This window comes from Mucilaginibacter myungsuensis (genome assembly GCF_015222005.1).
GTDB lineage: Bacteria > Bacteroidota > Bacteroidia > Sphingobacteriales > Sphingobacteriaceae > Mucilaginibacter > Mucilaginibacter myungsuensis.
The window spans coordinates 224601-245574 of sequence record NZ_JADFFL010000003.1 but is presented as its reverse complement, the minus strand read 5'-3'; the positions used below and the strand labels follow the sequence as shown (position 1 = coordinate 245574).

Sequence of the window (20974 nt, the reverse complement as noted above, 5' to 3'; positions counted from 1 at the left end):
ACAATGATCCTGCCTTTTTTATTTGCGTTGGAAAAAGATCTTAAGGCTGTACAGGGCTAACCGGCGTTACTGTGATCACACTATCCACTACAAATTCGCTCACGCCGCGCCATGGCAGGGTGTGCAGGTATTCTTTGTAATGAACTTCTATAAATGCGCCTGCACTGCGGTTCAGTTTTTCGGCCACCTTAGGGTCGGTCACCGAGAACATGAACTCGTTAGTGCCGATGTTGCCTTGCACTTGGCTGCGGATCCCGCTTTGGATGAGGCGCCCCTCGTAAGTTTTAAAGACATACCCTTTGTGTACAAAGTAATTCATGGTGCCGGCTTTAACACCGTCGCCAAACACGTAATAGTAGCGGTAGTAAAATACGCCGATGAGTATCAGGATAACTACTGCTGAAATGATGATCCAAATGCGTTTCATAAATATCGATATGCTTAATTACGGGTCGCTTACACAACAGAAACGCCGCCCTTGTGTTTCAATAGCGGCGTTATAAAGATACCGATATTAATTGCTTAATTCTCTTCGGTATACTTTTTAAAGTTATCCAGGATGGCCTGCCAACCGGCTTGCTGCATTTCTATGGGGTTTTGCGTTTCGGCATCAAAACTTTCGGTCACGGCGGTAGTGTCGCCGTCGGCCTCAAATTTGATCTTCACCTCGCGACCGTCGCCCATTGCGTAGGCTATATATTTGTGCCCCTCAACCTCGCTGTAAACACCGCCAAAATCAAAGCTAAAGCTGCCATCTTTAGCTGCCATGGTGGTCTTAAAAGTGCCGCCAACCTGCAGGTCGTTATCGGCATACGGCGCATGCCAATCCGGTGATGCCTGGCACCATTGGGTAATATGCTCGGGTTTGTTCCAGTATTCCCAAACTTTAGCTACGGGCGCGTTAATGGTAGCCGAAACGGTGAGGGTTGTTTTGTTAGAGGTTTCCATAATTTGATCGTGTTTTATTTTAGCGTTTTTGTTGATGTAAAGATATAAGGTATCATCATATTGTTGTGATAGCCGAATGCGACATTTAGTGGGGTGATCTGCGTCTTGATCAATATGCTCAATCAATTTCCCCCGATCCTTGTTGTACATTCTGTTAAACAGCAAACTATGGCGCTTACCACACAGATCATATGGTTATTCTTGTTGGCTATCCCAATTGCCTGTGTGGCCTGGACCGTTACCCACGAGGAGGTTTTTCGCGAGCCGCGCGAGTATTGCGCCAAGCGTTGCCACCAGGGTAAGACCATCATCGAGCGTAAGTTCTTTTACCTTTTTACTTGCGAGTACTGCTTTAGTCATTACGTCACCATCCTATTCCTGGCGCTGACGGGGTTTAAATTACTGCTTGACGATTGGCGTGGTTACATTATTGCCGGTTTCTCGTTGGTTTGGGTGGCCAATATGTATATGAGTTTATACGGATTGCTCCGCCAGGGCATCGTGGTAGAAAAAGCAGAGGCTGCCGTGTTGAAGAACCAGTTAGAAGAAGCAGAGGAGAAAAAGTAGCAGCTTAAACTTTTGTCCAGCTTGCTGCCTCGCCGGATAGTATCGTTCCGAAACTACTTCGGGCAGGCAGATCCAGATACGGGTAGGTCACTTTGCTCAGATACAAACCTTGCGGATAGGCCGGTTTGATCTCGCCGGCTAATTGCGGATAGGCCAATATCGATTCAAATTCCTTAACGCTGATCTTGTTACTCCCAACATCCATTAGCTTACCTATGATAGTTCGCACCATCTTACCTAAAAACCTGTTAGCCGAAATATGGAACCGCAGCCTGTCGCCGGTATCGTCGGCGAATAATTGGGCTGCGCTCACCTCGCATAAGGTGTGCTTGTTACGGTCTGGTGTTTTACAAAAGCCATAGTAATCGTTATACTTTAATAACAGGTTGGCGGCTTGCTGCATTTTGCCAAGATCCCAGTTCGCCGCCGGATAATAAGAACTGAACCGGTTTAAAAAGGGGTCTTTATAGCAATTGATGTAATAGTCATATCCCCGCTGTATAGCATCAAAACGAGCATGAGCATCATTTTGCGCCGGGATGATATCGAATATAGAAATATCATCAGGCAGTACATTGTTCAGCCGAAAGATCAGATCAAAATCCCACACCTCGTCCGCATCAATATGGAAAAAGAACTGGCTTGCGTGCACACCCGCATCGGTACGGCCGCAGCCGTAAACAATGGTGGTTCTTTTCAAGATCCGGCTTAGCGCTATCTCTAAAACATCCTGCACACTTGGTCCGTCGGGGTGCTTTTGCCAGCCGCTGTAGTTGCTGCCATGATAGGCGATATGGAAAAAGTAGCGCAAAGGATATCGTATTGATGAGCGCGCTAAAATAGGGTTTAAATATTACCCTTGCAGATAACGTAGCATTGTTATTTCACTATGCGCTTCCGTATCCTGCTTAACGATACCGGCGTTATGCCCAGCAAAGTTGCCAGGTGTTTGTCAGCTACACGGTCAACAATGTTGGGTTTTTCTTTTACCAGTTTCAGGTAACGTTCCTCCGGCGATAGCATTACAAACGACTCGATGCGGTCCATCGCCTGGCCCAATATCTCTAACAATAAGTTTTGTCGCTGGGCCGATAGTTTGGGGCTTTTATCAATGATCTGCAAGGCCTGGTGATAGTCTACTTCCATCACCACGGTATCTTCCATGGCCTGATAGTTGAATCGCGATGGCTTGCCAAGTACCACACTATCCAGCGATGCAACCAGTTGTTTTTCCCAACGCAGCATCATCGTCACTTCTTCGCCATTGGCTTTTAAAGTGTAGGCGCGGATAAGGCCCGATCTTACATAGGCTAACCGTTTAGACATGGATCCCTCGGGGATAAAGATGTCGCCTGCTTTTAGCTCGCGGCGTTTGGCCAGTTTTACCAGGTCGATGATATCCGTTAGGGATAGTTCCCTAAACACGGTCAAATAAAAATTGATATCATCCTGGCTCAGCATGATCTAAAGATAGCAGATCTTGGTTAACATGTGCGATAATAGGTATTGATCGTCGTCGTCGTCAATTTTTGATCACTGCGGTATTGCCGGGTACGGTCACCGCCGGCGCCGCGGGTTTACGCCCTCTCCTGAACAAGCTCCTCAAAAACTCGCCAATGCTGTCAAAATCGCGCTGATATACCAAGCCTACGCCATTTACATACTGCACGCCCAGTTGGTTGCTAAAAAAATCCAGCGTGTTACCGTTCAGTACCCGGTACGAGTAGCGCCCGCGCAAACGGCCATCCGGGCGGATCAGGTAATCGGCCTCGAAATCTTTAGTGAAGTTGTTGATATCCGAATCGAAGAAACTACCCGAACTACCGAACAGGTTATTACTGCCCGACGCGTTGTATAAACTGCCGTTAAAGATAAGGCGGTCGTCAAAAAACCTTAGCGTGGCGCTGGCATCACTGGTGGAGCGGATGTTAATATCCGCAAACTTGATGTTGGATTGCGATATCAGCGTGTTCAGTTTGTTAAAGGCAAACTCGCTCAACGCCTGCTCGGCCGTCTGTGTTACCTGATCGGATATATTACTACCCGCGCCCGATGCGAACTGGCGGCGTACGATCAAACTTAGGGCCTGTTGGTTACGGTTACTCTCGTCGCGCAAGTAAGTGGCCAGGTCATCTTTAATGGATGGGTCGGTAGGGAATGTAAAATCAAAATCTATCTTCGGCTGCAATAGGGTGTTTGTCAGGATCAGTTCGGCCTGTACCAATTTTTGCTGGTTACCCTGCGGCGATGTCAGGCCGGCCGCAGTGTACAAGTTGTTGATACCTGTACGCACCTCATAAATGGCTTTCAGGTTGATATCGGCATTGGCCGGGTTACTGGTCCAGCGGATGGTACCGCCCTGATTGACAGAGAAGTTCTTGCTGATAAAGTCCTTGGCCGTAAACTCGAACTTACCCGACGATATCTGGAAGTCGCCGAACATCTCAAAGTCACCCAGGCTGTTTATCTTGAGCTGCAAGTTGTTGGCCACGCCCCGGCCTTCCAGCTTACCGTAATCGGTAGCGATCTTTACCAAACTCTTTTCGTCTACACGAAGCACCAAATTAAGGGTGATACCTTTAAAGGAATTTACCGATTCTATCTTTTGGGTGGTATCCGTATGGCTCACATAACGGATAAAGTCGTAATCGCTTGCGGTAGACGAGGTATTAAGCGGGATATTGAATACCGTGCCCTCCTCGGCCGATGCATTGATATCGATGCTCATATTATCTACCGGGCCTTTAAATTTGACAGTACCCGTGGCGTAAGCCGTGCCAAAGTACACGTGGTTATCCTTAAAAGTAGTATTGAGCGCCTGAAAATTCTTTGGCTCGATGGTGATATCGAGTGTAGGCTCAGATATTTTTCTCAGGTCAACAGTACTCTTGGTTACCACCGCTTTGCCGCCCTTTACGTCGGTTAGGGTCAACTTATCAATTTTGATCAGGCTGTTATCTATCGTAACAACGTCGTTAATGGTGTAAGCGGTCTTTAAATAATCAACCACCAGGCCGGTGTTGCCAAATATCACCTTACCATTCAATTTAGGCTCTTTAGGGCTGCCGGTCAGTTTAATATCGGTAGAGATATGGCCTTTTAGGTTAGATACCAAACCTTTTACAAAAGGGTTCAGCATCACGGCCTCGGCCTGGTTCATTTTAATGTCGAAATCAAAACTGCTTTCGGTATCCTTGCCCAGGTTATACAAACCCGAAATATCCATCGTCTCCAATCCGCGGTTAAGGATGTTCAGTTTAACCTTAGCCTGCGAGCGGTCGTTATCCAGCGTCGAAGCGATCTTCACGTTACCGATCAGTGTCTCATTCATCGCCAGCGAATCTATGCGTAATTGCGCATCCACCCCCGGAGCTTTGGTAATGGCCGTTAGGGTGACACCGCCGTTAACATAACCGTTAAGCGCAATGCCCGATGGCTTGGTGAGCTGGTTAAGTGTGGCCATGCTGAACTTATCGAACTCTACCTTCAGCTGATCTTTTACATCGTCGGATATCAGGCCGTTTATCTTCACCTTTTGCTGGCCGTTGGTCAGTTCAAAGCCGGATATCTGGGTCTTGCCGTCCAAAAACTTGATCTTTACCTGCTCCTGTATCTTCCAGCGCTGACGCTCTAAAAACACATCCGACGGCAAGATGCTTACCGAGGCGGCCGTGTCTTTGCCAAATTTTACCAGTCCGTAAAGGTCTAACTGGTTGGTCGCGTTCACGTCCGAAAGTTTGACGTTGAAGTTGACGCTATCGCGCCTGATGAAATTAGATATGTTGACATTTTTGATAAACAGGTCCTTGGTAATATCTATCTGGTTGAGCGATACGTTGACCGACAGCTGATCTTTGGTGGTATTCTCGTCAAGGATAAGATCGTGCAGTACCATGCCGCCGTATTTGACGGTTTTGATGTAGCCACTAAGCGTGGCCTGCTGATCGGCCGAATCGAAATTGCCTACAATAGTGCCTTTGTCAGGGATGCTAAGGCCGGGTACAAACAGGGCCAGCAATGGGTCGATATCTTTGATCTTGAGGTTAAAATCAAACTCCTGGGGCTTGAATGGTTTGATATCTGCCTTGTACGATGGTACATATTTTTTCACTACCGACTTAAAGTAATCGGGCAAGCTGGCTACGTTGTAATTGCCTTTAATGCTGCCATCGGCCATGGGCGAGGTTAAGCTGATCAGCCTTTGGCGGCCCGAGCCTGAAGCGGTGAGGTTTACCGAATCGACCAGGTAATTATGCCTTGGGTCTACAATACGGATAGGACTTAATGAAACTTTGCCCGTAATGTCGTTCAGGTTGTTGCCGCTAAAGCGGGTATCAATATTTGCACTTAAAGTAATAGTATCTTTGGTCAGATTAAGCGTATTCAGCCTTGCGTTAATGATGCTGGCCGTCAGGTTGTAATCCGGGCGCGAACCAGCAATATCGGCAGTGCCTTTCAGGTGGAGGTTAACATTTTTATCATTTACGGATACCGTCCCTGCAAAAACTTGCCTGTTAACAGACCCGTCCACCTTTACGTTGCGGTAGCGGTATTTATTAAAGTCGATATAAGCGATCTGGCTTTTTACATTAGCGGTGAGCGACTTCAGGTCATCGCCGCTGCCTTTTACATCGGCCACGGCGGTTATGCGGTTGAGGTCGGGCTGATCGATCAGTTTGCCCAAGGCAAAATCATAGAGTTTTACGTTGCCGCTGTAGCTTGGGCGGCCACCCTTAGCTATCTTCAAATTCACATCCGACTCAAATCTACCCAGCGCCGTCTTGAATTCGCCATAAGCGATAAAGTCGTTGGTCAAACCCGAGAAACGTCCCTTGAAATTAAAGTTGCCGAACTTGCCCACAATGGCAGGCAGCTTTTGATTGTTAGTGCCCGAGAAGTCATTGTATATCTTGTCGAGGTCTTTTTTATTACTGGCCACCTGGTCAAAGTCCAACTCCAGGATAGTACTCTCAATATCGGGCAGGCCTTTTACTTTAAAATTGCCTTTGAGGTAAGTTGCCTGTCCGGCGGTCACCATCAGGTTGGTGGCTTTTAGGTTGGCTACGGTGCCCTTGATCTTACCGTCGATACCAAGGTCGAACTTGGTCTTATCCAGCGTAGGGGTGAAGTAGGTGATGTCTTTAGATGATATCTGCGACGACTTGAAATTCCCCTCCATGATAACACTGTTCACGTAATCCTCACTCATCACCCCAAAGCGGGCAAATTTCATGCTGTAATAGTCGCGCAGTATCGAGTTCGGTGTTTCCAGATAAAGTTTCTCGGCCGTGATCTTATTGCTGTCGACGGTGGCGATCGCTGTTAGGTTATTGATGTGGAAACCACTCTTTTCGTGCAGGGTCAGTTTACGCACGTCACCTTTGAACATGTGGTTCACCAAGTCCATGTTGCGCACATCTACGCTCAAGCGGCTTACATCCAAGTTGTCAAAATCGATAGCATTGCTATGTATCTCTTTGGCCGTTTTGTTTAGATATCTGAAACGGAAATTTTTCACCACCGAACGGTCGAACACCATCGTCCAGGGCTTGGACGGAGTTTTGGCTGTATCCGGTTTTTTCGGTTTCGATTCAAAATAATCAATGATAAAATCGAGGTTACTGGTAGTGTCATTCAGCTTTTTTAGGTAAACGGAGCCATTATCCAACTCGATCAAACTAAAATGAAGTTTCTTTTCGCTAATGCTGCTGAAAACAGAGAAGCCGTCAAGCTCGACGGTCAACTTTGGCGTAATGAGCAAGGTGTCCTTCTGCTTGTCCAGTACATACAAACTGTCCAGCACAATAGATGAAAATGGCTTAACGTAAAGGCCACCAATGTACACCTTTGTCTTCCATTCCTGAGAGAAATGGTCGGCTACTTTTTTGGCAACGTAAGTTTGTACGGGTTTGTATTGCAGTACCAATAACAGCACGCTCACCAATAACAGGATCACCAGGACAATACTAAGCGCTATTTTGAGTACTTTTTTAATAACTTTGCAGCTTTATACAATGAGTGAATTAGTGAGTGAGCGACTTAGTGAATGTTAAACAGCATTTGCCACATTTGGTTTAATAAAATTAACCGCATATTCACTCATTCACTCCATCAATAATTCAAAATTAGACGAACGTGCCTGTAATACTTGGAATAGAATCTTCGTGCGATGAAACATCGGCCTCGGTGTGTATGAATGGCGAGATCTTAAGCAATGTGATCGCTAATCAGACCATTCACGAGGCTTATGGCGGCGTTGTGCCCGAACTGGCTTCACGCGTGCATCAGCAAAATATCATCCCCGCTGTTCAACAGGCTATATCAAAGGCAAAAGTAAACAAAAATGACATAGACGCGGTAGCTTTTACACGCGGTCCGGGTCTTTTAGGTTCTTTATTGGTGGGCGTGTCCTTTGCCAAGTCGTTCGCACTGGCTTTAGATAAACCTTTGATCGAGGTGAACCACATGCAAGGCCACGTTTTGGCTCATTTTATCGGCGATCATAAACCCAGTTTTCCTTTCCTGTGTTTGACGGTTTCGGGAGGGCATACGCAGATCGTCTTAGTAAAAGACTACTTCGATATGGAGATCATCGGTCAAACTACAGATGACGCTGCCGGCGAAGCCTTAGACAAGACCAGCAAGGTGTTAGGCCTGCCATACCCGGGTGGTCCGCTGATAGATAAATACGCGCGCCAGGGTAACCGCGGTGCCTACAAATTCCCCGAGCCACAGATCCCGAATTATGATTTTAGCTTTAGCGGATTGAAGACATCCATCATGTACTTTATCCGTGATAACGTTAAGACCAACCCTGACTTTCTGCAAGAGAACATGGCCGATATCTGCGCATCTGTAGAATACCGCGTGGTTACCATCCTGCTCAATAAATTGAAACGCGCCGCGATAGAATACGGCATCAAAGATATTGCCTTAGCAGGCGGCGTATCAGCCAATACCGGCTTACGCCAGGGACTGACCGAACTTTGCGAGCAACAAGGCTGGAACGCCTTCATCCCGAAATTTGAATACTGTACCGACAACGCCGCCATGATAGCTATTGCCGGCTACTACAAATACTTAAAAGGCGAATTTGTAGGGCAAGATATAGCACCATTGGCAAGGATGCCGTTTTAAAATGAGTTCATAGTTCATGGATGATAGTTCATAGTAAAAAGAACTCCCGACCATGAACTGCGATCTATTAACTATGAACTAAGACTATGAGTTTACCATCACTAATATTCTGGGCGATCTTTGTATTGCCGCTTGTTGCCTTAATGGTTTGGATAATGCGTCAGGACAAAAAGAAAGGCATCACCGGACTGATCTTTTTATTTATCCTGCTGGTTGTGGGGATAACCTACATGTATCTGAAAACGGGCGGGAAATAGTTTGCAGTTGTAGTGGGCAGTGTTTACCGAACTCTGCCAAAGCACGGACCTGAAATATGCTATCTCTTCTCCGGCATTGGGAATCGTCGGTATCTACTGTCCCTGCCTTCGCGCAGACCGTCGGTAGACGATACCCACAGCCGGGAGTTTTTCTTTGGTTACTTTCTTTTTGCGGAAAAAAGAAAGTGACATCACTGATGATATAACGCACCGTTTGTCCTAATGGAATGCGGACCGTAAATAAACGAACGCCCCGATGAATGGTCGTGACGTTCGTTTAGTAGCATAGCTGCCATGCAACGCGTCAAGGTGCTTCGTTCCTCAGCTTGACAATTGGGATGTTGAACCCTATCTCCAACCCCCACCAAGCGCCCTGTACAAACCTATCTGGTTCATAAATACATTCTTCTTGATGTTAGCCAGTTCCAGTTCAGCATCTAAAACACTGCGTTGGGCAGTGATCACCTCTAAATAAGAGGCACGGCCCACCACGTACAGGTCATTGGCTACAGATACAGCGTTCTTAAGAGCCGCTACTTCCGTTTGTTTTAGCTCGTAATATTTGCTGTAGTTCTCTACACCTTTAATGCCATTCAACACTTCCTGATAACCGGTGACGATGGTCTTTTGATACTGGAATAAGGCCTGACGAGCTTCGGCTAGCTTAAACTCGTAGTCGGTTTTGATCTTGCGGCGATTTAAAACCGGGGCGGTCAACCCGCCGATCAAACCGAATACAGCCGATGATGGGTTGAACAGTAACGCTGCCTTGAACGAGTTATAACCCACATACGGCGTAATGGTCAGACTTGGGAAGAACGCTGCCCTTGCCGAACGGATGTCGGCGTTAAAGGCGGTCAATTCAAACTCGGCCTGGCGTATATCCGGGCGGTTCAATAGTAGCTGCGCGGGGATGCCTGCGCTCACATTCTGTGGCATCGGTAAGGCGATGATAGAGGTATCGCGTTTGATCTGCTTGTTAAAATTGCCGGTCAGCAAGTTAAGCTGGTTCTCAGCTTCGGTGATCTGTTGCGATATACCGTAGCCTAATCCCTTGGTGTTAGCCAATTGCGCGGCAAATTGTTGCACGGCCAGTTCGGTAGCTCGGCCGCCTGACTTTTGGATTTTCACGATCTCTAACGCGTTCTCTTGCAAAACGATGTTACGGCGGATGATCTCACGCTCGGTATCCAGCCCCATCAATTGGTAATAAGATATCGCGATCTGTGCCGAAAGTTCGGTAGTGATCAACTTATAACCTGCTTTTGACGCCAGGAAACGGGCCATGGCCGCTTTCTTTTGGTTATTCAGCTTACCCCAAAGATCAACCTCCCAGGAGGCACGTAAGCCCACAAAGTAATCAGGCGTTGGGTTGGTACCTACGCGCTGGTTATCGTCAATATTGCCTGATAGGTTGGTGTCAAAGTTACCGACGCCACTCATGGTGTATTTGCCGTATTTATCTGCAGCGGCGGTAGCAACGGCGTTCACTTGCGGTAGCATCAGCGTTTTGGTGTAGCGCAAGTTGGCGGTAGCCATTTCAAGGTGCTGCAATGCCGACTGGCGGTCAAAGTTGCGCACGAGGGCGCTATCGATCAGCGTACGCAGCGCGGCATCATTAAAAAAAATATTGACCGGCACGGCCGCTATGGTGGTGGTATCATTACCACCTGTGTAAGTATCCGGCACCGCCATGTCCGACTTTATTACAACGGCCTTGTACTTACAGCCCGCGGCCGTAAGCAGAAGCAGGGCTGTAAATAGCTTGTATTTATGTTTTATTCGATAATTCAGCATAGTATTAATTAAGGTTTACAGGGTCGTGATGATGGTCTACATGTGCGCCGGCCGGCTTTGGTTCTGTAGGTTTGATCTTGGCCATGCTGGCAAACATTACATACAGACCCGGTATAATGATCAGACCAAAGATGGTACCGAACAACATACCACCCGCGGCGGCCGTACCGATAGAGCGGTTACCTAACGCACCCGCGCCCGATGCGATCACCAACGGGAAGAGACCCGCTACGAATGCCAGCGAGGTCATCAAGATAGGGCGTAAACGCGATACCGAGCCCTCAATTGCGGCTTGCAATACGGTAGCACCCTCGCGCTGCCTTTGCACCGCGAACTCGATGATCAAAATGGCATTTTTACCTAACAGACCGATGAGCATTACCAAGGCTACCTGCGCGTAAATGTTGCTCTCCAAACCTAATATCTTCAGGAAGAAGAAAGCACCGAAGATACCCGTAGGTAACGACAGGATGACCGGTATCGGCAACAGGAAGCTCTCATACTGAGCAGCTAATAACAGGTAAACGAACACCAGACAGATGATGAAGATGTAGATCACCTGGTCGCCGGATAGGATCTGCTCCCGCGTCATACCCGACCACTCGAAGCTGAAGCCTTTAGGCAGGTGCTTATCGGCGGTCTCCTGTATGGCCTTGATCGCGTCGCCGCTACTGTAGCCCGGCGCGGCATCACCCGTAACCATGGCCGATATGTACATATTGTAACGCGTGATCTGCTCGGGCCCTAAAATGCGTTTCATTTGCAGGAAGGTAGAGAAAGGTACCATCTCGCCCTTGTCGTTCTTGATAGCCAGTTTCAATACATCCTCGGGCTTGGTCCTGAACTCGGGCGAGGCTTGCACCATCACCTTATACAGCTGACCAAAACGGATAAAGTTAGACGCGTAAAAACTACCCATCAGTGTTTGCAGGGTCGACATCGCTTCGTCTATCGTAACGCCTTTTTGCGCTGCCATAGCCTGGTCAACGGTTACCATGTACTGCGGAAAATTAGCATCAAAACTACTGAACGAGCCATCTACTGCCGCGGTGTTGTTCAACTCTTTAATAAAGTTGTTGGTCACTTCGGCGGTCTTTTGCAAGTCGCCTGAACCTGTTTTGTCCAGCACCCTTATCTCGAAACCGCTGGAATTACCAAAGCCCGGCACTGTTGGCGGCGGGAAGTATTGGATGGTTGCGTCAGCAATGTTCTTGGTCTGCTTTTGAATATCACCCATTACGTCATTCACCCCGGCTTTACGCTCGTCCCAGGGCTTCAGGTTGATCATCACCATACCGTAAGATGCACCGGCAATGTTGTTCACCAAGCTATAGCCCGATAGGGTAGATACCGATTCCACGTCCTCCATCTTTTGCGCTTTTTGCTGAATGGCGGTCAACACTTGTTCGGTACGCTCGACTGTCGCACCCGGCGGTGTGGTCACGTTGGCGTAGATCACACCCTGATCCTCGGTAGGGATAAAACCGCCCGGCAGGATAGCGTTAAAGCCCCAGGTAGCGATGATGAAGAACACCAACATCGCAACAGTGATCAGCCTTCTGCTGGCGATCTTGCCTAACAACCATTGATACTTGCCCGATACTCCATCGTAACGTTTATTAAAACCACGGAAGAAGCGCGGCAGCAGACCGTTACCTTTGGTCGGGTCGGTGTGCTTCAACATCAGGGCGCAAAGGGCAGGGGTAAGCGTTACCGCGTTAATACCCGATATCACAATAGAGAAGGCCAGCGTTAACGAGAACTGACGGTAGAATACCCCCACCGGTCCATCCATAAAGGCCACCGGAACGAATACTGCCGACATCACCAGTGTGATGGCGACGATAGCCCCGCTGATCTCTTTCATGGCGCTCACCGTAGCGTCCATAGGCGATAGATGCTCCTCGTGCATCTTTACGTGCACGGCCTCTACCACTACGATGGCATTATCCACTACGATACCGATAGCCAGTACCAGGGCGAACAAGGTCAGCAAGTTGATAGAGAAACCTAACATCTGCATACAGGCCAGCGTACCGATCAAAGCGACGGGAACAGCAAGCGCCGGGATGAGGGTTGAACGCCAGTCCTGTAAGAAGATGAATACCACAATGAACACCAGCAAGAAAGCCTCTACCAGGGTACGTAATACCTCGTGGATAGATGCGTCAAGGAACTTGGAAACATCATAGTTAACGTTATAGATGATACCCGACGGGAACGAGGTCTTTTGCAGCTCGGCCATACGGGTCTTAATATTCTCGATAACCTCGCGGGCGTTAGATCCCGGGCGTTGCTTGATCATGATAGATGCCGATGGCTTGCCGTCGGTTTTGGATACCATGCCATAGCTTAGGGATCCAAATTCTACCTCGGCAATATCCTGCAACCTCAGCACAGATCCGTTGGTATTGGCCCTTAATACGATGTTCCTATATTCTTCGGGCTGGAAGAACTTGCCCGGATATTTCAACACATACTGCAACAATTGTGGCGATCGGTCAGAGCTTTGGCCTGTTTTACCCGGCGCGGCCTCCACGTTCTGTGATCGGATGGCTTTGATAACGTCATCAGTCGATACTTTGTAGGCGGCCATGCGATCCGGTTTCAGCCAAACACGCATCGCATATTCTTTGGCACCCATGATCTCGGCACGGCCCACACCTTCAATACGTTTTAGCTCCTGCAAAACGTTTATGTCGGCAAAGTTGTAAATGAATTTCTCGTCGGCAGTGCTGTCCTTACTCATTACGTTAAGGTACATCAGCATACTGTTCACCTCTTTCTCGGTAGTTACCCCGGCCTTGATAACCTCTTCGGGCAACTCATCTATAATGGTAGATACGCGGTTCTGCACACTTACGGCAGCCACGTCGGGGTCGGTCCCCACTTTAAAGAACACTTCAATGATGGTCAAACCATCGTTACTGCACACGGTAGACATGTAGGTCATACCGGGTACACCGTTAATAGCACGCTCCAGCGGGGTGGCTACCGCTTTGGCGCAAACTTCGGCATTGGCACCGGTATAGTTAGCGGTAACCGTTACCGAAGGTGGTACGATATCAGGAAATTGGGTGATAGGTAATTGCAAAAGCGCAAGAACCCCCACCAAGGTGATCAGCAAGCTGATCACCAGCGACAGCACTGGTCGCTTAATGAAAGTTTCGAACATAGTTTATGTTGATAGACGTGAAATAAAAGAGTAAAATCCTTTAAGGCGATATCATTCCACCCGTCGTTTGTGTCCTCACAAACGACAGGTCATAGTTCGGTATCAGTTGTCTGTGAGGACACAGACAACTGATTAAAAGATCTTTTCCTTAACTTAATGACATCGACCTGTCGGTCAATTACTTTGCAAGGGCAACCAGGGCTGCTTTGGCTTTAACCACTGGTTTGATGGTCTGGCCGTCCCTTACACCTTGGGTTCCCTCGTACAGTATACGGTCGCCGGGCTGTAAACTGCCTTTAACCACATAGTTGTGCGCTAAACGGGTGATCGGTACAATACTTTTGATGTGCAGGGTGTTGTTGTTGTCTACCAAATAAACATAGCTCTTATCCTGAATGTCGAATACGGATTGCTGTGGTACCAGTATCACCGAATCGGCGGCCGAGGTGATATACAACTTAGCGGTAGCACCGTGGCGTAGCAACTTCTCCGGATTTGGGAAACGCGCCCGCAGATCGATAGAGCCGGTGCTTTGTTCGATCTGAGCTTCGATGATCTCTATTTTACCTGCGTGCTTGTAGCTGCTACCGTCAGATAATGACAGGGTAACATTACGGTCGGCTGTGCCGGTATTCTTGTTGCGCTCGTACTTCAGATATTCGTTCTCGGGGAAACTGAAATAGGCGAACATGGAGCTGATGTCAGAAATATCGGTCAGCAATGCGCCTTCTTCTAATAATGATCCTGCTTTCAACGGGATACGGTCGATGATGCCATCAAAAGGCGCACGCAGGCTGGTGTAAGCCATGTGGTTCTCGGCGCTTTGCACGGTCGAGCGGGCTTCGTCTACGGTGGCCAGGTCGGCAGTCAATTTGGCGGCAGCGACATCCAATTCAGATTTGGATATTACTTTTTTGTCGACCAGCATTTTAATGCGGGCGTTCTCTAATTCAGTAGCGCGAACGGCGGCTTGGGCGTTGCTCAAAGCAGCTTTAGCCTTGCTCAGCATAACACGGTATTCTTCATCGTTGATCTTGAACAGGAGCTGGCCTTTTTTTACAGGTTGGCCTTCGTCGACATAGATCTTTTCTAAAAAGCCTTTAACGCGGGTGCGTATCTCTACGTTCTTAACGGCCTGTACATCGGCAACATAGGCCGACTTTAATACGGTATCGACCGTTTTTAAGGTAACTACCGGCAGCTCCGGTCTTTCTTCTTCTTGTGTAGCTGTGTCTTTGCTGGTGGCCGTGCAACCGCACACAAAGGCAGCCAAAATTACGGGCATTAAAAAGCCCATAAATGATGTGTTTTTCATTTTTGATCTTACTATGGCAGGTGATGGTAGTTTAAGCAAGACTACCGTTCAATACAATAAACAGCGCGACGGGGAAACCGTCACGTTAGCGCATAGTAATATTTAGAAGGGACTGAGCCGGAAGAGGAAATGGTGCAGCGGCGGCAGGAATATCTTATTATCCCATGCGCGGAAATGCTTGCGGGCAATGGCCTCTATATGTTCGACAGGCTTGAACTCCTGAACGAATGGGGGAACAATGTTAAGAACAAAAGAACGTGCGCCTATATAACGCTTGCTGTGGGCTATGCGGTGCTGAGTGCCATCTTCAGGCTGGTCGTTATCGGCATTAACATAGTTGAAAAAAATGTCGACAGCGGTGTTGTACGGAAAGCGTTCATCGAACGAAGTGATAGCCCCGTCATTATCACACTCTAAAAAGTTATTGGGATGGAAGCAGATCAAGGCATTGATCAGCCATGCAGAAATAAGTATGTGAGCCCATCTTTTCAGCATATAGCAAATATAATGAAAGTTGGTAAGCATTACAAGTTGGATTGATATAAATTTTGTAACAGATCTGTAGATATTTTACGTTTTTGAAAGAAAAACTACAGCATGAGGTTTTGATAGAGAGCGGGTTAGAGAGTAGTTAACTAAGATGCACATCCCGGTCGTGCAGATCTGTAAAAAATGTTTAGCATCCTTATTTCCGAAGGATCTTCTCCATCGCCTTACCCTTGGCCAGTTCATCTATCAGTTTATCCAGATAGCGCACTTTTTGCATCAATGGTTCTTCGATATTTTCGACACGATAACCACAGATGACCCCGGTGATCTTGTCGGCGTTCGGATTCAGCAGGGGAGCACTATTAAAGAAGTCCTCGAAGTTGGTCTTATCATCAAGGATGCGCTGCAGATCGGCGGCGTTGTAGCCCGTCAGCCAAAAGATCACCTCGTCAACCTCGGCTTTGGTACGACCTTTCTTTTCGGCTTTGGCGATGTAATGCGGGTAAACACCTGCGAATGACATTTTATAAACCCGGGCTACGTTTTTGTCGTCCATGATGATGCGTTTTACTCAAAGGTAGGGGATAAATTCAAAACATTGGTAGCAGAATTACGACAACGCATTTGGCGGAGGCCCTCCGGCTGGTCTGGAGTTGATATTGGGCAGAGGGATGAATTCCTCGTTATCGTTCGGTGGTAAAATGATCCGGCCTTGCTTCCAGTCTTCTTTGGCTTGTTCGATGCGCTCTTTGCGACTGGATACAAAGTTCCACCAGATGTAACGGTCGCCAAGATGTTCGCCGCCAAGCATCATTAAAGTAGAATGTTCGGCCGCAACGATCACCGGATCCACACCCTTGCTGAATACCAATAATTGCCCAGCCGTGTAATTGATCCCGTTAACGGTAAGGCTGCCTTTAGCAATGTAAACACCCCGCTCGGCATAACCCGTTGGGATACCGAAGCGGCTGCCCTGATCCAACACTACATGCAGATAGAATAGGGGAGAGTTGGTCGGTACTTCACTTTTTAAGCCAAACGCATCGCCGGCGATCAGGCGCATCCAAACGCCGGTGTCCGTAAAAACAGGTAATTGATCCGCGGTAAAATTTTTAAACGAAGGGTCGGCCTCTTCATCCATCTCGGGTAGGGCTACCCAGGTCTGTATCATCTCCAGTTTACCGCCGGCCCGTATAGCCGGGTCCTCGAAACGTTCGCTGTGTGCGATGCCTTTGCCGGCCGTCATCCAGTTCACTTCACCGGGTTTGATCACCTGCTCCACCCCAAGCGAATCGCGGTGCGTGACCTCGCCACTAAATAAATAACTCACTGTCGATAACCCGATATGCGGGTGCGGTAGTACATCCAGCGTGCTGGCCGCAGAGGTAGACATATCCACCGGCCCGCCATGATCCACAAAAATGAACGGACCTACCATGCGCCTAAGCTGATAAGGCAATATGCGTTTAACGGAGAAGCCGGGCGTGATGTCGGCCGTGCGGGCAGGGATGACGATGTCTAACATGGGTGGTGGTATTTGTGCAAGCAAATTACGGGGTGGGGTGGAGAATTGCAAATGAGGTCACTTGCCGATACAGAACTTACTAAATATATTATCCAGCAGATCATCTGTAGATACAGCCCCCGTAATCTCACCTAAATAATGTAACCCCTGCTTAATATCCATCGCCAAAAAATCAGAAGTTGTTTGGCTGCCGATACCGTCTAAAACTCGTATCAAAGCATCTTGCGTACGTTGCAGCGCTTCCAGGTGGCGGATGTTGGTGATCAGGGTTTCATCTGCACTCAATTGACCTTTTACGGTTTTGGTGTATATCAGTTGTTTTAACTCGTCGATATGTTGTTTCTCTTTGGCGGATATCTGTACCAGGTCGGTGCCTTTTGGTAGGGGAAGGTCGAGGGTGTAGACATCATCCAGCAGATCTGTTTTATTAGCTACGATGATAGCTGGTATGCCTGGTTTTACCAGTTCGGCAATGTCTGCTTGCAGGTCAACAACAGAAAGTTCTAAGGCATCGTAAACGTAAAGCAGTATCGCTGTCTGACTGATCTTCTCCATCGTTTTGGCTACGCCGATCTGTTCAACTGTGTCGGTAGCTTCGCGGATGCCGGCAGTGTCTATCAGACGGAAGTTGATGCCGTTGATATTTAATACTTCTTCGATCGTGTCGCGGGTGGTGCCGGCTATGTGGCTTACGATGGCGCGATCCTCGTTTAGGAGTGCATTCAGCAAGGTTGATTTGCCTGCATTGGGGCGACCGGCGATCACGGTGTTCACGCCTTGTTTAATGGCATTACCCAGCTCAAAAGACTGGATCAGCTTGCTCACCACATTTTCTATATTGATCACCAGTTGGCGCAATTGATCTCGATTAGCAAATTCTACATCCTCTTCGCTAAAATCCAATTCCAGTTCTATTAGCGAGGCAAAGTTCACCAACTGTTCGCGTAGGGCTGCTAATTGGTTGCTGAAACCACCACGAAGCTGCTGCATAGCCGCTTGTTGTGATGCTTTAGAATTGGCGGCGATCAGGTCGGCAACGGCCTCGGCTTGGGATAGGTCCAGCTGGCCGTTCAGGAAGGCGCGCATAGTGAACTCGCCGGCTTTGGCGGCTCGGGCACCACGTTTGATCAGCAGTTTAATGATCGACTCGATAATGTAATTTGACCCGTGGCAGGATATTTCTACCACATTCTCGCGCGTGTAGGAGCGGGGACCAACAAAGATCGACATCAACACCTCGTCCAATATCACGTCGCCATCTACAACGTTACCAAAGTGGATAGTATGGCTAACCTGTTTGGTCAGGTCCTTGCCTTTAAAAACGCTGTTGGCGATGGTGATGGCTTGCGGTCCGGACAAACGAATAACGCCGATAGCGCCTACGCCGTTGGCGGTGGCTAATGCGACGATGGTATCTTCCTGGTATAACGTCATTGGGTCATTGGGTCATCGAGTCATTAGGCTTTTGACCAAATACAAAAGTCGGTATAAAAGAACAATGTTCCTAAGCCCCATTGTCAACCCCTCGCTAAAATAATGACTCAATGACCCAATGACTCAATGACAATTATTTACCTTCGCAGATATTATGGTAACTCATTTCGACGCTTCATTGGATAAAATTTCTGTACATCATGTTGGCAATCAATCGCTCAATGAGCTTTACGCGCTGTCTGAACAGCCTTTAGAGTTAAAGGATGAGTTGATCCCGAAGCTGTTGATGAAATACTTCCTGACGCCGTTCGAAAAAGCTAACGAGGTCTATCACCTGATGCACCCGAGCGATGATCTGAACCTGAACGTGCTGCACCACTTCGCGACGATGGCTTTTGAGGATCCCGAAAAATTTCATGAAGCGTCCGAACAGATCGCAAAACAACTGTATAATGTTAGCAATCATCCCAATATTAAACCAGGTGAGTTATACGTGGCATATTTTCACGATGTGCAGATAGAGGGTAACCAACTGGATGTGATCGGTATCTTCAAATCTGAGAATAAAGAGACCTACCTTAAAGTCTATCCTGAGGATAACGGCTTTGGTGTCGACTACGAAGAGAATGCCATCAATATCAACAAACTGGATAAAGGCTGCCTGATCTTTAATATCGAAAAAGAGAACGGCTATAAAGTGGTAGTGATCGATAAGACCAACACCAGCAGCGAGGCCGCCGTGTATTGGAAAGACCAGTTCCTGCAGTTGAAGATCCGTAACGATAGCTTTAACCAGACCAACAATACGCTAAGCATCTACAAAAACTTCGTAACCCAAAAGCTGGATGATGAATTTGAGATGAGCAAGGCTGATAAGATAGACCTGCTTAACCGCAGCATGAAATACTTTAAAGAGAAAGAGACCTTCGATATCGACGAGTTCGGTCAGGAGGTGATCGGCAACCCCGAGGCGGTCGAGTCTTTCAAAGCTTATAAAAGCAGCTACGAGGAGGAATTCGACACTCCGATCAACGATAACTTCCAGATATCGGACAATGCCGTAAAAAAACAGCAACGCGTTTACAAGAGCGTGCTAAAATTGGACAAGAACTTCCATATCTATATCCACGGTGATAATAAACTGATAGAGAAAGGTTTCGACGACGAAAAGTCGATGAATTATTATAAGGTTTATTTTAGAGAGGAGCAGTAGGAGGGGCTACACAATCATCGGTTCGGTAAACTTATTTTTGCAGTATCGGCATTTGTATTTGGTGATTCTAAGCACTATGGCTTTTATAGAAAATACAATAGCTCTTATACCGAAGATCAGTATCAGTAAGGAAAATAAGCTGAGACCTGATAAGATCACAAGGTCGAGGTCTTTCTCTAAGATAAGCCCATAAATTCCCACGCTTGCCATTGTCAATATAAATATACATAGTACTAAGATACGTAGGGATCTTCGGCGGCTATCTACATGTACGTTTTTACTTTTACATTTTGGGCATTGAACCTTTTCAGTCCCGTTAACGATCCAAAAAGAAAGTGCAATAATGACTGCACCTATTGTGAGCCATACCACGTTTATAAGTAATAGTTCCAATGCCGACGATATTATAAAGTTTAGGAATCATTGTGCAACCGGTCTCATTACGCGGTCTCCGCCTCCTTAAATTTCTTCGCTTTCCTATCCTCCAAAAAATACCAAATAAACAACATCGACGCGCCGACAGTAACCGATACATCGGCCATATTGAATACGCCGGTCTGCAAAGCGCCGAAACGGATATGCATAAAATCGGTAACCGAGCCGTACAGGATACGGTCGTAGATATTACCGATGCCGCCGCCGATCACAAAACAGGCACCGATCAGTGGAATACGTGGCACTTTCTTAATGATCAGAAATATCACAGAACCGAGCAGCATCAATATCGGCATACCGATAAGCAGGATGTATTTAAAGATGGTCGGGATGTTGTTACCCAAGCTTAGGAACGCACCGGTATTCTCTACCTTCATCAGCGTAAAATGGCCGCCAACATAGCCGATCAGCTGGCTCTCGGATATATTATTACGGACGATATTTTTAGATACCTGATCGCAGCCGATGTTGACGGATATCACCAGCAGGATGATCGCGATCTTGATCAGGGTTATGGTCTTTGCACTTTTCATCTTCAATATTTGGAAGTTCAAACGTAAGAAATATCTTTTAATTGCGGCAGGGTATGGTCAATGGTCGATTGTCTTTTAACTTTAAGGAAAGTTGACAAAGGTTAACATTTTTCATTTTCAATTTAATTTAAATAACTGATTATCAGTTA

At 47.4% G+C, this 20974-nt stretch carries 17 protein-coding genes; 4 read left to right on the top strand and 13 right to left on the bottom strand.

The genetic code is table 11. From position 1 onward, the window contains the following. Positions 1-40: 40 nt before the first annotated feature. Positions 41-427 (bottom strand): hypothetical protein, encoded by a 387-nt coding sequence (locus IRJ16_RS08655; RefSeq protein ID WP_194111159.1) that lies wholly within the window; start codon positions 425-427, stop codon positions 41-43. A 95-nt stretch (positions 428-522) separates the two neighbouring features. After that, the gene (locus IRJ16_RS08650; protein ID WP_194111158.1) at positions 523-948 is read right to left on the bottom strand and encodes an SRPBCC family protein; all 426 of its coding nucleotides are present in this window, start codon (positions 946-948) and stop codon (positions 523-525) included. 168 nt (positions 949-1116) lie between these two features. Here IRJ16_RS08650 and IRJ16_RS08645 point away from each other — a divergent pair, with 168 nt between their 5' ends. After that, positions 1117-1515: a hypothetical protein gene (locus tag IRJ16_RS08645; protein ID WP_194111157.1), complete on the top strand. Its 399-nt coding sequence runs from the start codon at positions 1117-1119 to the stop codon at positions 1513-1515. Between the two features lie 4 nt (positions 1516-1519). Here the strand turns inward: IRJ16_RS08645 and truA are convergent, their stop codons facing one another. From truA to IRJ16_RS08630, 3 genes are all read right to left on the bottom strand, one after another. Beyond that, entirely contained in the window at positions 1520-2326 is an 807-nt protein-coding gene (gene truA / locus IRJ16_RS08640; protein ID WP_194111156.1) for a tRNA pseudouridine(38-40) synthase TruA, read from the bottom strand. Positions 2327-2394: 68 nt separating this feature from the next. Continuing rightward, complete coding sequence (locus tag IRJ16_RS08635; protein WP_194111155.1) at positions 2395-2976, bottom strand: Crp/Fnr family transcriptional regulator; 582 nt, start codon at positions 2974-2976, stop codon at positions 2395-2397. 61 nt (positions 2977-3037) lie between these two features. Next, complete coding sequence (locus IRJ16_RS08630; RefSeq protein WP_194111154.1) at positions 3038-7471, bottom strand: translocation/assembly module TamB domain-containing protein; 4434 nt, start codon at positions 7469-7471, stop codon at positions 3038-3040. A gap of 179 nt (positions 7472-7650) precedes the next feature. Between IRJ16_RS08630 and tsaD the strand changes: the two genes are divergently transcribed. After that, complete coding sequence (gene tsaD, locus IRJ16_RS08625) at positions 7651-8652, top strand: tRNA (adenosine(37)-N6)-threonylcarbamoyltransferase complex transferase subunit TsaD (RefSeq protein WP_194111153.1); 1002 nt, start codon at positions 7651-7653, stop codon at positions 8650-8652. 86 nt (positions 8653-8738) lie between these two features. Next, complete coding sequence (locus tag IRJ16_RS08620) at positions 8739-8909, top strand: hypothetical protein (protein ID WP_194111152.1); 171 nt, start codon at positions 8739-8741, stop codon at positions 8907-8909. Positions 8910-9257: 348 nt separating this feature from the next. Here IRJ16_RS08620 and IRJ16_RS08615 read toward each other — a convergent pair whose 3' ends face one another. The 7 genes from IRJ16_RS08615 to mnmE form a co-directional block, all read right to left on the bottom strand. Further along, positions 9258-10706, bottom strand: coding sequence for a TolC family protein (locus tag IRJ16_RS08615; RefSeq protein ID WP_194111151.1), 1449 nt, complete (start codon positions 10704-10706; stop codon positions 9258-9260). A gap of 4 nt (positions 10707-10710) precedes the next feature. Beyond that, positions 10711-13881, bottom strand: a complete 3171-nt coding sequence (locus IRJ16_RS08610; protein ID WP_194111150.1) for an efflux RND transporter permease subunit — start codon at positions 13879-13881, stop codon at positions 10711-10713. 178 nt (positions 13882-14059) lie between these two features. After that, the gene (locus IRJ16_RS08605; RefSeq protein ID WP_228079952.1) at positions 14060-15196 is read right to left on the bottom strand and encodes an efflux RND transporter periplasmic adaptor subunit; all 1137 of its coding nucleotides are present in this window, start codon (positions 15194-15196) and stop codon (positions 14060-14062) included. 102 nt (positions 15197-15298) lie between these two features. Further along, entirely contained in the window at positions 15299-15691 is a 393-nt protein-coding gene (locus IRJ16_RS08600; protein WP_194111149.1) for a hypothetical protein, read from the bottom strand. Positions 15692-15881: 190 nt separating this feature from the next. Then, positions 15882-16241, bottom strand: coding sequence for a DUF2200 domain-containing protein (locus tag IRJ16_RS08595; RefSeq protein ID WP_194111148.1), 360 nt, complete (start codon positions 16239-16241; stop codon positions 15882-15884). 54 nt (positions 16242-16295) lie between these two features. After that, on the bottom strand, positions 16296-17210 hold the full coding sequence (locus tag IRJ16_RS08590; protein WP_194111147.1) for a pirin family protein: 915 nt from the start codon (positions 17208-17210) through the stop codon (positions 16296-16298). 57 nt (positions 17211-17267) lie between these two features. Continuing rightward, positions 17268-18644: a tRNA uridine-5-carboxymethylaminomethyl(34) synthesis GTPase MnmE gene (mnmE, locus tag IRJ16_RS08585; RefSeq protein WP_194111146.1), complete on the bottom strand. Its 1377-nt coding sequence runs from the start codon at positions 18642-18644 to the stop codon at positions 17268-17270. 154 nt (positions 18645-18798) lie between these two features. Here mnmE and IRJ16_RS08580 point away from each other — a divergent pair, with 154 nt between their 5' ends. Beyond that, positions 18799-19857, top strand: coding sequence for a nucleoid-associated protein (locus IRJ16_RS08580; protein ID WP_194111145.1), 1059 nt, complete (start codon positions 18799-18801; stop codon positions 19855-19857). Positions 19858-20297: 440 nt separating this feature from the next. On the opposite strand, the gene lspA is transcribed toward IRJ16_RS08580, so the two are convergent. Continuing rightward, on the bottom strand, positions 20298-20825 hold the full coding sequence (lspA, locus tag IRJ16_RS08575; RefSeq protein ID WP_194111144.1) for a signal peptidase II: 528 nt from the start codon (positions 20823-20825) through the stop codon (positions 20298-20300). Between the last annotated feature and the right edge of the window lie 149 nt (positions 20826-20974).

Excerpts from the sequence above, each read along its gene's own strand:
- IRJ16_RS08590 (WP_194111147.1), bottom strand. The coding sequence starts at position 17,210 with ATGTTAGACATCGTCATCCCTGCCCGCACGGCCGACATCACGCCCGGC.
- IRJ16_RS08650 (WP_194111158.1), bottom strand. The coding sequence starts at position 948 with ATGGAAACCTCTAACAAAACAACCCTCACCGTTTCGGCTACCATTAAC.
- IRJ16_RS08610 (WP_194111150.1), bottom strand. The coding sequence starts at position 13,881 with ATGTTCGAAACTTTCATTAAGCGACCAGTGCTGTCGCTGGTGATCAGC.
- IRJ16_RS08645 (WP_194111157.1), top strand. The coding sequence starts at position 1,117 with ATGGCGCTTACCACACAGATCATATGGTTATTCTTGTTGGCTATCCCA.
- IRJ16_RS08595 (WP_194111148.1), bottom strand. The coding sequence starts at position 16,241 with ATGGACGACAAAAACGTAGCCCGGGTTTATAAAATGTCATTCGCAGGT.
- mnmE (WP_194111146.1), bottom strand. The coding sequence starts at position 18,644 with ATGACGTTATACCAGGAAGATACCATCGTCGCATTAGCCACCGCCAAC.
- lspA (WP_194111144.1), bottom strand. The coding sequence starts at position 20,825 with ATGAAAAGTGCAAAGACCATAACCCTGATCAAGATCGCGATCATCCTG.
- IRJ16_RS08580 (WP_194111145.1), top strand. The coding sequence starts at position 18,799 with ATGGTAACTCATTTCGACGCTTCATTGGATAAAATTTCTGTACATCAT.
- IRJ16_RS08635 (WP_194111155.1), bottom strand. The coding sequence starts at position 2,976 with ATGCTGAGCCAGGATGATATCAATTTTTATTTGACCGTGTTTAGGGAA.
- IRJ16_RS08655 (WP_194111159.1), bottom strand. The coding sequence starts at position 427 with ATGAAACGCATTTGGATCATCATTTCAGCAGTAGTTATCCTGATACTC.
- IRJ16_RS08605 (WP_228079952.1), bottom strand. The coding sequence starts at position 15,196 with ATGAAAAACACATCATTTATGGGCTTTTTAATGCCCGTAATTTTGGCT.
- IRJ16_RS08620 (WP_194111152.1), top strand. The coding sequence starts at position 8,739 with ATGAGTTTACCATCACTAATATTCTGGGCGATCTTTGTATTGCCGCTT.
- IRJ16_RS08600 (WP_194111149.1), bottom strand. The coding sequence starts at position 15,691 with ATGCTGAAAAGATGGGCTCACATACTTATTTCTGCATGGCTGATCAAT.
- IRJ16_RS08615 (WP_194111151.1), bottom strand. The coding sequence starts at position 10,706 with ATGCTGAATTATCGAATAAAACATAAATACAAGCTATTTACAGCCCTG.